Origin of the sequence: Pseudomonas sp. Q11, from assembly GCF_024494355.1 — a bacterium.
Classification (GTDB): Bacteria; Pseudomonadota; Gammaproteobacteria; order Pseudomonadales; family Pseudomonadaceae; genus Aquipseudomonas; species Aquipseudomonas hefeiensis.
Genome location: NZ_JAKNQY010000009.1, coordinates 77618 through 90092, shown reverse-complemented (window position 1 = coordinate 90092; position 12475 = coordinate 77618). Strand labels below are relative to the sequence as shown.

Here is a 12475-nt window from a genome sequence, read left to right as displayed (position 1 = left end):
GGTTTAGCTGTTAAACCGCGGTGCGGCCATCGCGGGCAAGCCTTGCTCCCACAGATAAATCCCCTCGCCACAAGGGATCGCAAGAGATTTATTGAGCCAGCCAGCCACCATCAATATTCCATGCCGCGCCGCGTACCTGGCTGCCGGCTTCGCTGCACAGAAACAGCACCAGCTCCCCCAGTTGCGGCGGGGTGACGAATTCCAGGGAGGGCTGCTTCTCGGCCAGCAGGTCATGCTGTGCCTGTTGCGGGTCGACGCCGCTGGCAATGCGGTCGTCGATCTGTTTTTGCACCAGCGGTGTCAGCACCCAGCCAGGGCAGATGGCGTTGCACGTCACGTGGCTGGTGGCGGTTTCCAGGCCGACCACTTTGGTCAGGCCGATCACCCCGTGCTTGGCCGCGACGTAGGCGGCCTTGCCTACCGAACCGACCTGGCCATGCACCGAGGCAATGTTGATGATCCGCCCCCAGCCCTTGGCGCGCATGCCTGGCAGGCTCAAGCGCGTGGCATGGAACACCGAGGACAGGTTGATGGCGATGATCGAGTCCCAGCGCTCCACCGGAAAATCTTCCACGGCGGCCACGTGCTGGATACCGGCGTTGTTCACCAGAATGTCCACGCCGCCGAACTCCCGCTCGGCGTAGGCGAGCATGTCGGCGATCTGCGCCGGGTCGCTGACATCCGCCGGATGATGACCGACCCTGCCACCGAACTGTTTCACTTCGGTCATGACCGCCGAAGCGTCGCCAAAACCGTTGAGGATCAGGTCGGCGCCGGCCTTGGCCAGGCTCAGGGCAATGCCCAGGCCGATGCCGCTGGTGGAACCGGTCACCAGGGCGGTCTTGCCGGATAAAGTTGCCGTCATACGAACCTCACACAATACCAGTGGCGTAGAACACACCGATCACCACGAAAACCGCGAGGGTCTTGATCAGCGTAATACAGAAAATGTCTTTGTAGGCTTCACGGTGGGTCAAGCCGGTCACCGCCAGCAGGGTGATCACCGCGCCGTTGTGGGGCAAGGTATCCATGCCTCCGCTGGCCATGGACGCGACCCGGTGCAGCACTTCCAGGGGAATGTTGGCGGCGTTGGCGGCGCTGATGAACGTTTCCGACATCGCCGCCAGGGCGATACTCATGCCGCCCGAGGCTGAACCGGTGATGCCTGCCAGCAGCGTTACGGTCACGGCTTCATTGACCAATGGATTGGGAATGTTCTTGAGCCAGTCGGCCAACACCAGAAAACCCGGCAAGGACGCGATGACCGCGCCGAAACCGTATTCCGAAGCGGTGTTCATTGCCGCCAGCAGCGCGCCGCCCACCGCGCTCTTGCTGCCTTCGGCCAGCTTGCTGCGAATGGTGCTGAAGGCAAACAGCAGCACCAGGACAATACCCACCAGCAACGCGGCTTGCACGGCCCATATCGCGGTGAGCTTGGCGATGTCGCTGGTCACCGGTGTGGTCATGCCTGGCAGCGCCAGGCTGTGGGTCTTGCCGTACCACTGGGGAATCCACTGGGTGAACAGCAGGTTCATGATCCCGACCGCCAACAGCGGTGAAATGGCGAGCCAGGGATTGGGCAGCTGGATGTCTTCGGCGGTCTCCGGCTCGTTGCGCAGTTCGGTGCCGTAGCCTTCGCCAACGCGCTGGGCCTTGTTGCGCTGGCGTTGCAGGAACAGCATGCCGAAGCTGAACACGAAGATCGTGCCGATCACTCCCAGCCATGGCGCGGCCCAGGCGGTGGTGTTGAAGAAGGTGCTGGGGATGATGTTCTGGATCTGCGGCGTGCCGGGCAGGGCGTCCATGGTGAACGAGAACGCGCCAAGGGCAATGGTGGCCGGGATCAGCCGCTTGGGAATATTGCTCTGGCGGAACATCTCGGCGGCGAACGGATAGACCGCAAACACCACGACGAACAGCGACACGCCGCCATAGGTCAGCAAGGCGCAGACCAGCACGATCACCAGCATGGCCTGGCGCGTGCCCAGCAGGCGAATCGCCGCCGCGACGATGGAGCGGGAGAAGCCCGACAGCTCGATCAGCTTGCCGAACACTGCGCCGAGCAGGAACACCGGGAAATACAGTTTGATGAAACCGACCATCTTCTCCATGAACACCCCGGTGAAGGCCGGTGCGACGGCGGAAGGATCAGTCAGCAAGACGGCGCCGAGGGCGGCGATGGGGGCAAAAAGGATAACGCTGTAGCCACGGTAGGCGGCCACCATCAGCAGCGTGAGAGCTGCCAAGGCAATGATCACACTCATGGTGTGTCTCCTGGATTGTTATTTTTGTGGTGAAACGGTGCGGAGGGCCTTAGCGAGTTTTGTGCCAGGTATGTAATTTATTGAAATATAAGGGAATTATTTATTTTGGTGGGGATGGTTCGAGGGTTTTGTCTCTGTTTTGAGATTTTCAGGGGCTGTGCTGGCCTCATCGCGAGCAGGCTCGCTCCCACAGGTTGGCTGTGTCATTCATGAGAATGCTTTCCAGTGTGGGAGCGAGCCTGCTCGCGATGAGCGCAAAGCGCTCAAAAAGAGATCGTCCAGCTAAGGAGACTAAAGTCTCTTTATTGAGACTCTGCGATCCCCAGCGCCACCATCTTCTTGTACAAGGTCGACCTGCCCAACCCCAATCGCTCGGCCGCTTCGACCACCTTGCCGTCGCATTGCGCGAGGGTGGTTTCGATCAAATGGCGGTCGAATCGTGCCCGGGCCTGGCTGAAGGTTTCTTGCGCCAGTGGTTCCTGATGTGGATTCAACGCACGGGTGACTGGCGTGAAAGTCCCAATGGCCGCTCGGATATCGGCGGCAGTGAGCAGCAGGTCGTCGCTGAGCAGCGCGGTTCGTTCCAGCACATTGCGTAGCTCCCGGATGTTGCCCGGCCAGGCGTGTTGCCCCAGCAGGTCGAGTGCGTCGCGGTCCAGTTCGTGCTGGCTGCGCAGTTCTTCGAGGATCGCCTCGCTCAGGGCCGGCAAATCATCCAGGCGTTCGCGCAGCGGCGGGACCTGGATCGGCAACACATTGAGGCGGTAATACAGGTCGGCGCGAAACTCTCCGCGTTTGATCGCCGCTTCCAGATCCATGGACGTGGCAGCGATGATCCGCACGTCGCTTTGCAACACCTCGTTGGAGCCCACCGGTTCGTATTCTTTTTCCTGCAAGACCCGCAGCAGTTTGCTTTGCAGCGGCAGTGGCATGTCGCCAATTTCATCCAGGAACAGTGTGCCGCCCTGGGCGATCTGCAGTTTGCCGGCGCGGCCTTTGCGGTCGGCGCCGGTGAAGGCGCCCGGGGCGGTGCCGAAGAACTCGGCTTCCAGCAGGGATTCCGGAATCGCGGCGCTGTTGATACTGACGAACGCCTTGTGCGCTCTCGGCGAAGCACCGTGGATTGCCTGGGCCAGCAGTTCCTTGCCGGTCCCGGTTTCGCCGAGCAGCAGCACCGGCGAATCGGCGCTGGCGCTGCGCCGGGCACGACGTTTGACCTCAAGGCTGGCGCGGCTGGTGCCGATGAAGTGGGCGAAGTTGTACCGGGTCTGCCGTGCCCGCAGCAGTGAGCGGGTGGAAGCCAGTTCTTCCTGCATGCTCAGGTAGCGCTTGAGCATCGGCGACAGGCTGCGCAGTTCATCGAACAGGGCAAAACCGATGGCGCCAATCACCGCGCCCGCGCTGTCGTGGATCGGCAGGCGCATCACCACCAGTGGCTCCTTGGGCGTGTCCTGCATGTCCAGCAGAATCGGCCGGCCCGTGCGCACCACTTCGCGCAGCAGGCTACCGGGGATCACGCTCTCGCACGCTCGGCCGATGGCTTCTTGCGCCGAGTTCAGGCCGAAGCGCCGGGCGTAGCGTTCGTTCATCCAGACGATATTCGCGTCACGGTCGACAATCACCGTGCCTTCGCTGGACTGTTCGATGATCTCGAACAACGAGCGGATCGCCAGCGTGCGCACGCGCTTGTAATCCTTGAGGCTTTCGGTGGGGTTCATGGTCGAAATCCGGATTTTTTAGGGGCTGTCAGGCCGTCATCGCGAGCAGGCTCGCTCCCACACGGAGGGCTGCGTCGCCCTGAAGATCAAATGTGGGAGCGGGCTGCTCGCGAAGGCCGCGCCGCGGTCCAACTGCATAGTGCCGATTATGCCCACCCCGGATGCGCCGCCGCCAACAACTCCTTGGTATACGGGTGCCGGGGCGCGTCGAACACTTCCTGGCTGGCGCCGTGCTCTACCACTTTACCGTCCTTGATCACGATCATGTCGTGGGCCAGGGCGCGGACCACCGCCAGGTCATGGCTGATGAACAGGTAGGTCAGGCCATGCTTTTCCTGGAGCTGGCGGAGCAGGGCGACCACTTGCTTTTGCACGGTGCGGTCCAGGGCTGAAGTCGGTTCGTCCAGCAGAATCAGGGCCGGCTTGAGCACCAGTGCCCGGGCGATGGCGATGCGTTGGCGCTGGCCACCGGAGAATTCGTGGGGGTAGCGGTGGCGGCTCTGCGGGTCGAGGCCGACTTCCCGCAGCGCCTGGATCACCTGCGCTTCGCACTGCTCGGAACTGGACGAGCTGTGGACCTCAAGGCCTTCACTGATGATCTGCTGCACCGACATGCGGGGGCTGAGGCTGCCGAACGGGTCCTGGAACACCACCTGCATCTGCTTGCGCCACGGTCGCAGGTCTTTTTGTGACAGATGATCGAGGGCTTGTCCCTGGAAGCGGATGCTGCCTTCGGACTCGATCAGTCGCAGGATCGCCTGGCCGAGAGTGGATTTGCCGGAACCGGATTCGCCGACGATGCCCAGGGTCTTGCCGCGTTGGATCGTCAGGCTGATGCCGTCCACGGCGCGCAAGTATTCCTTGCGCCGGAACAGCCCGCCGCCCAGGGCAAAGCTGACGCGCAGATCCTGCACCTGCAAGACGTCTTCGCGTTCATCACGGGGCGGGGCTTCGCCTTCCGGCTCGGCGTGCAGCAACTCGCAGCTGTAGGGGTGCTTCGGCGCGCTGAAGAGCGTCTCGCACGATGCCTGTTCGACGATTTCTCCGGCTTTCATTACGCAGACCCGTTGCGCGATGCTGCGCACCAGGTTCAGGTCGTGGCTGATCAGCAGCAGTGACATGCCGAGTCGTTGCTGCAGGGACTTGAGCAGCAACAGAATCTTGCGCTGCACCGTCACGTCGAGCGCGGTGGTCGGTTCGTCGGCAATCAAAAGCTCCGGTTCGCAGGCCAGGGCCATGGCAATCATCACCCGCTGTCGTTGGCCGCCGGAGAGTTGATGCGGGTAGGCCTTGAGCCGTTCGGTGGGTTTCTGGATGCCCACCAGGGCCAGCAACTCCAGAATGCGCTGGCGCGCCGCCTTGCCACCCAGGCCCTTGTGCAGCATCAGGGTTTCACCAATCTGCTTTTCGACGCTGTGCAGCGGGTTCAGCGACGTCATCGGCTCCTGGAAAATCATTGCGATCCGGTCCCCTCGCAGTTGGCGCAGGACCTTGGCCTCGGCGCCCACCAGCTCCTGGCCGCGATAGCAGATGCTGCCGGTGGTACGGCTGCCGGTTTGCGGCAGCAATTGCAGGATCGAATGGGCTGTCACCGACTTGCCGGAGCCTGACTCGCCCACCAGGGCCAGGCATTCACCGGGGCGGATGTCCAGGCACAGGTTGCGCACCACGGTTTGGTCGTTGAAGGCCACGCTCAAGTCGCGGATTTCGATCAGGTTGTCGCTCATCTCAGGGTTCCGCTTCATGGCCGTGGATCAGGATCGGGGGTCGAACGCATCGCGCAACGCCTCGCCAATGAACACCAGCAGAGAAAGAATCAGCGCCAGGGTGAAGAACGCCGTCAGGCCCAGCCACGGCGCTTGCAGGTTCTGTTTGCCCTGGCCGATCAGCTCGCCCAGCGACGCGCTGCCCGCCGGCATGCCGAAGCCGAGGAAGTCCAAAGCGGTGAGGGTGGAAATCGCCCCGGTGAGGATGAACGGCAGATAACTCAGGGTGGCGTTCATTGCGTTGGGCAGGATATGCCGCACGATCACTTTGCGGTCGGACAGCCCCAAAGCTCTGGCGGCCTTGACGTATTCAAGGTTGCGCCCGCGCAGGAACTCGGCGCGTACCACGTCCACCAGGGCCAGCCAGGAAAACAGCGCCATGATTCCCAGCAGCCACCAGAAATTCGGCTCGACGAAGCCGGACAGAATAATCAGCAGATAGAGTACCGGCAGCCCGGACCAGACTTCCAGCAGACGTTGCCCCAGCAGGTCCACCCAGCCGCCGTAATAACCCTGCAACGCACCGGCGGTGATGCCGATCAGCGCGCTGATGGCGGTCAGGGCCAGGGCGAACAGAATCGACACCCGTGCCCCGAAGATCACCCGGGCCAGCACGTCCCGGGCCTGGTCATCGGTGCCCAGCCAGTTCACCGACGAGGGTGGGCTTGGGGTCGGCTGGTTCAAGTCGTAGTTGGGTGTGTCGTCGCTGAACGGGATTGGCGGGAATAGCAGCCAGCCGCCGTCCTTGTGGATCAGATCCTGCACGTAGCTGCTGCGGTAATCGGCCTGGAACGGCAGTTGCCCGCCAAACTCCTGTTCGGTGTAGCGCTTGAACACCGGGAAATACAGCGACCCCTGGTAACTCACCAGCAGCGGCTTGTCGTTGGCGATCAATTCGCCGCCCAGGGTCAGCATGAACAGGCCGATGAACAGCCACAGCGACCACCAACCCCGGCGGTTCTTCTTGAAGCGCTCAAAACGCCGACGGCCCAAGGGTGACAACTTGAACATCAGGCGTTCCTCGCGGCGAAGTCGATACGCGGGTCCACCAGGGTGTAGCACAGGTCGCCGATGAGTTTGATCAGCAAACCGAACAGCGTGAAGATGAACAGCGAGCCGAACACCACCGGGTAGTCCCGGGACACCGCGGCTTCGTAGCTCATGCGCCCCAGGCCATCGAGGGAAAAGATCACCTCGATCAGCAAGGAACCGGCGAAAAACACGCTGATGAACGCCTGGGGAATCCCCGAGACCACCAGCAGCATTGCATTGCGGAACACGTGGCCATATAGCACGCGCCGTTCGCTCATGCCCTTGGCCCGCGCGGTGACCACGTACTGGCGGGTGATTTCGTTGAGGAACGAGTTCTTGGTCAGGATCGTCAAGGTGGCGAAACCGCCGATCACCAGCGAGGTGACCGGCAGGACCAGGTGCCAGAAATAATCGGTGATCTTGCCAAGTGTCGACAGCGACTCGAAGTTATCCGACACCAGCCCGCGCACTGGAAACCAGTTCAACGAGGTGCCGCCGGCAAACATCACGATCAGGAACATGGCGAACAGAAATGCCGGCATGGCGTAGCCGATGACGATCGCCGTGCTGCTCCACACGTCGAAGGCCGAACCGTGGCGCACGGCCTTGCGGATGCCCAAGGGAATCGACACCAGGTAGGTGATCAGCGTGGCCCAGAGCCCGAGGGAAATGGTCACCGGCATCTTTTCCAGGATCAGGTCGGTCACCGTGGCGCCGCGAAAGAAACTCTTACCGAAGTCCAGCCGGGCGTAGCTGCTGAGCATCAACCACAAACGCTCATGGGCCGGTTTGTCGAAGCCGTATTGTTTTTCGATGTCCTTGATCAGCTGTGGATCGAGGCCACGACTGGCTCGCGAACTGCCGGTCATGGCATTGCCCGAACTGCCGACGCTGGCGCCGCCGATGCCTTGCAGGTGGGCGATGGCCTGTTCCACCGGCCCACCCGGAGCGGCCTGCACGATGACGAAGTTCACCAGCAGGATGATCACCAGCGTCGGAATGATCAGCAGCAAGCGCCGCGCGATATAGGCCCACATCAATGCCGCCCTCCAGGGGCGCCGCGCTTGATGCGTTCGGCGGCCATTTGCTCGTTGGTCAGCGGTGTGGTGCTCATTTCCCACCAGCTCTCGATGGCTTCGTCATTGCTGGCCTGCACTTTTGGTCTGCCAAAGCGGTTCCACCAGACGGTCGAGCTGCCCGGCGGGTAATAGTTGGGGATCCAGTAATAATTCCATTGCAGCACCCGGTCCAGGGCGTGGGCATGGCGGAGCATGTCGCGCTGGGTGTTGGCTTTGACCAGGCCGTCGATCAGGGTGTCGACGACGGGGTTCTGCAGGGCCATGTAGTTGTTGGCGCCCGGATCTTTGGCCGCCGCCGAGCCAAAGTAGTTGTAAAGCTCCATGCCCGGCGAGGTGCTGACGGGGTAGCCGGTGATGATCATGTCGTAGTCGCGACTCATCAGGCGATTGACGTATTGGGAGGCATCGATGCGCCGGATGTTCATGTCGATGCCGATTTGTGCCAGCGTTCGCTTGTAGGGCAGCAACAGTCGGTCGAGACCGTTCTGGCTGATCAGGAACGTGAAGCTCAGCGGTTCCCCCTCGGCATTCACCAGGCGGTCGCCATCAGGCTTCCAGCCGGCCTGTTGCAGCAGCGCCAGGGCTTGCAGTTGTTTGTCACGGATCACGCCGCTGCCGTCGGTTTTCGGCGCGTGGAATACCTGGGTGAAGACTTCCTCGGGCACTTTTGCGCGCAACGGCTCAAGAATCGCCAGTTCGTCGGCATCGGGCAGTTGTCGGGCGGCGAGGTCAGTGTTGGAGAAAAAGCTCTGCTGGCGCACATAGAGGTTGCGCATCATCTGGCGGTTGCTCCACTCGAAATCCCACAGCATGGCCAGGGCCTGGCGGACACGACGATCCTGGAACTGCGGTTTTTGCAGGTTGAACACGAAACCCTGGGCCGTCTGGGGGGCTTCGGTGGCCAGGTGGGCCTTTTGCAGACGGCCATCATGCAGGGCCGGGCTGTCATAGCCGATGGAATAACCGGTGGCGGAGAACTCGCGGTTGTAGTCGTAGGCGCCGCCACGCAAGACCTGCCGCGCTACATCGGTGTCACCGAAATACTCGATGCTGAAATGGTCGAAATTGTAGAGCCCGCGACTGACCGGCAGATATTTGCCCCACCAGTTGGGGTTGCGCTCGAAGGTGATGCTGCGTCCCGAGTCGATCCGGCCCACCCGATAGGGGCCACTGCCCAGCGGGGCTTCGTAGCCGCCTCCACTGGCAAAGTCGCGGGTTTTCCACCAGTGCTCGGGAAACACCGGCAGTGTGGCGATGTCCAGCGGCAGGGTGCGGCTTTCGTTGTTCTTGAAGTCGAAGCGAACGGTGCGCTCGGATTCCACCTCGACGCCTTTGACGGCGGCGAACTGGGTGCGATACCGCAGGCTGCCCTTGGTCATCAACAGTTTGAAGGTGTAGCGCACGTCCTCGGCGGTGATGGGCTTGCCATCGGCAAACCGGGCCTTGGGATTGAGGTAGAAGCGCAAGGACAGGCCATCGTCGGCGCGTTCCATCTTCTGCGCTACCAGCCCATAGACGGTGTAGGGCTCGTCCAGCGAGCGCTGGGCCAGCGGCGAATAAAGCATCCCGTCGATCTGGCTGACGCCGATGCCTTTGTCGATGTAGGGCAGTACGTGGTCGAAATGACCGATCTCGATGGCCGAGCGACGCATGGTGCCGCCTTTGGGGGCTCGGGGATTGACGTAGGCGAAGTGGCTGAAGCCTTGGGGGTACTTGGCCGGTTCGCCGTACACCGTCAGGGCATGTTGCGGTGCGGCATTCACACCGGCGGCGCCTGTCAGCAGGACCACGGCAGTGAACAGCAGTGAAGGGAACACCAGTCGCATTTTCAGCCTTAAAGCCGGGTGATGGATGACCACGATTTGTACGCGAGCTACGCCTTGATCGCTAGCCCCTTGGCCTGACACAAACACAACGGCCCACCGAAGGGCGGGCCGTTATGCCGATAAACCGGGATCAGTCCTGGCGACTGGTCACTTCCAGCAGGTGATAGCCGAACTGGGTCTTGACTGGACCCTGCACCACATTGATCGGGGCGCTGAATACCACGGTGTCGAATTCCTTGACCATCTGGCCTGGACCGAACGAGCCCAGGTCGCCGCCTTGACGGCTGGACGGGCAGGAGGAGTTGGTCTTGGCGACTTCAGCGAAATCGGCGCCGGCTTCGATCTGGGTCTTGAGTTCGTTGCACTTCTCTTCGCTGGAAACCAGGATGTGGCGGGCAGTGGCTTTGGCCATGGGTAAAATTCCTTTCAATAGCTTTAAAGGTAATGAGCCTACCGGAATCACTGACCGGGTGTTGTCAAAAATGCGTCAAAACCTTGAGTCTGTCGATCAAAGGCCGGCTTTGCGCAGGCGTTCGGCGTGGCGCACGTAAAGCTCTACCGGGTCTATACCCGTGCGGCTGCGCTCCGTTGTCTGGTTGATGACGTCCATGTGGTTCAGCGGATAGTCAGAGCGAATGACCTTGCCCAAGTGCGAACTGAAGCGTCCCACCAGCCCATCGTTCTGCCCGGCTTCGGTGATGAAGTATTCGGAAAAGGCCTGGCAGAAGGCCGGCAGCGGATCCATCGCATTGAATGCTCCGCTCTGTGTGTCCTGCAACGTGCCGCTCCATGAGTAGTAGCGTACGCCGTTGACCCTATGCGCTCCGTTGCCTCCCCAATGCTTGGGCAGCCCTTGGGGGTATTTGTCATTGAACGCGCCCACGCCTTCGGTGGTCAGCGCCGCCAACGCTGCGATGGCCGCGTGTGGCAGTTGTGCCTGGCCGCTCAGCAACGAGATGAAATCTGCAAAAAGCGTGGCCACTTTATTCGCCACATGTTCTGGCAGGCGCCCCGGGGTAAGGGCCTTGTACAGGAAATCAATCAGTTCGGAGCCGTGATTGGGGCCGCTGACCGAGGTTACCGAGGCCACCCTGTCGGGGGCAATGGCGCCGGCGTATCGGGCGGCCAGCGCGCCCTGGTTGTGGCCGATCAGGTTGACCCTTTCGGCGCCGGTTCCGCTCAGGATCCGTTCGATCTGAGCCAGCAATTGCTCGCCACGGGCTTCATTGGAGTGTGTTGCCGACAAATAAGGGATGAACACCCGGACACCCGCGGCGCGTAATGCCTGTTTGATTCCGTGGAACAGTTCGAAGCCGCCGACCCGGTCAAACCCGAACAACCCATGGACCAGCAGGATGGGAAATTGAGTGGTTGCATTCCGTTGCATGTTCGTACCTTTTTCGAAGAGGTTCCTGTTGAGTTCGCGACCTCACTCTAATGCAGGCCTGTGCTGGGCGGTGTAGGAAGAAACCGCGGTGATCTGCTGAAAGAGGAATAGAAGAAGTGGGAAGGGTCGGACAGGAAGCGGGACGGAACTGAACGTATCGGGATACTTCCGATAGCCCCTGGGGTTTGCAGCTACAGGTTTTAAGGGTACGAGACCACTCTTGTGGTCGTCTTGTCTGACTGTGGGTTCGGGACGGTCGAGGTTTAATGGCTTCACCGGGCGCCGTTATGTGAAAACGGTGCCTTCATCCAAGGACTGGAGCCTATGTATGACCACTTACCCATCTGCCCCCCGAGCCCGGATCGCACCCCTGGCGAAATTGCCGGCACCGTCTCTGGCAGCGGCCAGGGGAGGGGTGATCAACCCCGCCTGGCGCAAGACCGTCATCACCGTTAAGCCTTATCCGATGATGGCGTGCGGAGATGAAGTTCGGCTGTTCTGGCACGGACTCAATTCAGACACCGAACCCTACCGTCATGAAGTACGACGGTTCATCACTGAGCGACACGTGGGACGAGACGTCGTTTTTGTCGTGCGCGAGCCGCATATCGCCGAGCTGGATGGCGGCTCGCTGGAAATCTCCTACCAAGTGACGGGCAAACGGTTACCGGCAACGCTGGTGTCTCAGCCCCTGCAACTGGACATCGGCGATGTAGCCTTGCAGCTACCGCCAGCCGTTGCCAACGATGCAGTTGGTGGCAGCCTTGATCCGGCGCGGGTGCCTGAAGGAACGTGCCTGACCATCAAGCCCTATTCCAGAATGGCCGTCGGCGATCGGCTGATCCTGATAGCCAGCAAGGATTCCAAGGCTCTGTGGCGCGATGTGCTGGATATCGAAGCTCATGCCGTCGGCCGCGAGGTATCGCTCTGGATTGATCATTCGCTGATTGCCCCTCATGTGGGGGATGGCCTGACCCTGACCTACATCGTCAGGCGCGGACATTCAGTGCGCCGCGCCGAGCCCTTGTCGTTGCTCATAGGTCCTTTGCTACGTCCTGCGCTGACGGCGCCCCGGCTTCTGGGGATGAGTGAGGGGTGGCTGGATGTCGACGATCTTCAGGAAGGGGTGACGGTCGTCATCGACGGTGCCGGACTTGAGGCCGGCGAACTGGTCTGGCTGCAGTGCAACGGGAATTCTGCTCATGTCTCCGAGCGCGAAATCACCGAGGCGACGGCAGGTCAATCGCTGACCTTTGTGGTGCCTGCGGCGTTCTGGCAAGAGCAGCGCGGTCGATCGGTGCGCCTGTTTTATCAGGTCGAGCGCCTGGACGATGTCAGTCAGCATTCGGAATGGGTCACCGTCCAGGTTCGTTCCGCGACGAAAAGTTGAGCGCCCTCGCCGG

The 12475-nt window shown here is 61.5% G+C and carries 10 protein-coding genes; 1 reads left to right on the top strand and 9 read right to left on the bottom strand.

All coding sequences use genetic code 11. The features are described 5' to 3' along the window. Positions 1 to 88: 88 nt before the first annotated feature. From hbdH to MA884_RS11935, 9 genes are all read right to left on the bottom strand, one after another. A complete protein-coding gene (gene hbdH, locus MA884_RS11975; protein WP_256230731.1) occupies positions 89 to 865 on the bottom strand; it encodes a 3-hydroxybutyrate dehydrogenase in 777 nt (258 codons plus the stop codon). Between the two features lie 7 nt (positions 866 to 872). Beyond that, positions 873 to 2264, bottom strand: coding sequence for a GntP family permease (locus tag MA884_RS11970; protein WP_256230730.1), 1392 nt, complete (start codon positions 2262 to 2264; stop codon positions 873 to 875). A gap of 302 nt (positions 2265 to 2566) precedes the next feature. After that, positions 2567 to 3982, bottom strand: coding sequence for a sigma-54-dependent Fis family transcriptional regulator (locus tag MA884_RS11965; RefSeq protein ID WP_256230729.1), 1416 nt, complete (start codon positions 3980 to 3982; stop codon positions 2567 to 2569). A gap of 146 nt (positions 3983 to 4128) precedes the next feature. Beyond that, positions 4129 to 5709 carry an ABC transporter ATP-binding protein gene (locus tag MA884_RS11960; RefSeq protein ID WP_256230728.1) on the bottom strand — a complete coding sequence of 527 codons (1581 nt, stop codon included), beginning with the start codon at positions 5707 to 5709 and terminating at the stop codon, positions 4129 to 4131. A 27-nt stretch (positions 5710 to 5736) separates the two neighbouring features. Beyond that, the gene (locus MA884_RS11955) at positions 5737 to 6759 is read right to left on the bottom strand and encodes an ABC transporter permease (protein WP_256230727.1); all 1023 of its coding nucleotides are present in this window, start codon (positions 6757 to 6759) and stop codon (positions 5737 to 5739) included. Further along, the gene (locus MA884_RS11950; RefSeq protein WP_256230726.1) at positions 6759 to 7817 is read right to left on the bottom strand and encodes a microcin C ABC transporter permease YejB; all 1059 of its coding nucleotides are present in this window, start codon (positions 7815 to 7817) and stop codon (positions 6759 to 6761) included. Before MA884_RS11950 ends, MA884_RS11955 begins: the two co-directional genes overlap by 1 nt. Next, entirely contained in the window at positions 7817 to 9685 is a 1869-nt protein-coding gene (locus MA884_RS11945) for an extracellular solute-binding protein (RefSeq protein WP_256230725.1), read from the bottom strand. Before MA884_RS11945 ends, MA884_RS11950 begins: the two co-directional genes overlap by 1 nt. 130 nt (positions 9686 to 9815) lie before the next feature. Beyond that, positions 9816 to 10097: a peptidylprolyl isomerase gene (locus MA884_RS11940; RefSeq protein ID WP_256230724.1), complete on the bottom strand. Its 282-nt coding sequence runs from the start codon at positions 10095 to 10097 to the stop codon at positions 9816 to 9818. A 96-nt stretch (positions 10098 to 10193) separates the two neighbouring features. After that, the gene (locus tag MA884_RS11935; protein WP_256230723.1) at positions 10194 to 11072 is read right to left on the bottom strand and encodes a triacylglycerol lipase; all 879 of its coding nucleotides are present in this window, start codon (positions 11070 to 11072) and stop codon (positions 10194 to 10196) included. Positions 11073 to 11400: 328 nt separating this feature from the next. Between MA884_RS11935 and MA884_RS11930 the strand changes: the two genes are divergently transcribed. Beyond that, on the top strand, positions 11401 to 12462 hold the full coding sequence (locus MA884_RS11930; RefSeq protein ID WP_256230722.1) for a hypothetical protein: 1062 nt from the start codon (positions 11401 to 11403) through the stop codon (positions 12460 to 12462). Positions 12463 to 12475 lie beyond the last annotated feature (13 nt).

Bases quoted from the DNA above. Each gene is read 5' to 3' on its own strand.
- hbdH (WP_256230731.1), bottom strand. From the start codon at position 865: ATGACGGCAACTTTATCCGGCAAGACCGCCCTGGTGACCGGTTCCACC.
- MA884_RS11970 (WP_256230730.1), bottom strand. From the start codon at position 2,264: ATGAGTGTGATCATTGCCTTGGCAGCTCTCACGCTGCTGATGGTGGCC.
- MA884_RS11965 (WP_256230729.1), bottom strand. From the start codon at position 3,982: ATGAACCCCACCGAAAGCCTCAAGGATTACAAGCGCGTGCGCACGCTG.
- MA884_RS11960 (WP_256230728.1), bottom strand. From the start codon at position 5,709: ATGAGCGACAACCTGATCGAAATCCGCGACTTGAGCGTGGCCTTCAAC.
- MA884_RS11955 (WP_256230727.1), bottom strand. From the start codon at position 6,759: ATGTTCAAGTTGTCACCCTTGGGCCGTCGGCGTTTTGAGCGCTTCAAG.
- MA884_RS11950 (WP_256230726.1), bottom strand. From the start codon at position 7,817: ATGTGGGCCTATATCGCGCGGCGCTTGCTGCTGATCATTCCGACGCTG.
- MA884_RS11945 (WP_256230725.1), bottom strand. From the start codon at position 9,685: ATGCGACTGGTGTTCCCTTCACTGCTGTTCACTGCCGTGGTCCTGCTG.
- MA884_RS11940 (WP_256230724.1), bottom strand. From the start codon at position 10,097: ATGGCCAAAGCCACTGCCCGCCACATCCTGGTTTCCAGCGAAGAGAAG.
- MA884_RS11935 (WP_256230723.1), bottom strand. From the start codon at position 11,072: ATGCAACGGAATGCAACCACTCAATTTCCCATCCTGCTGGTCCATGGG.
- MA884_RS11930 (WP_256230722.1), top strand. From the start codon at position 11,401: ATGACCACTTACCCATCTGCCCCCCGAGCCCGGATCGCACCCCTGGCG.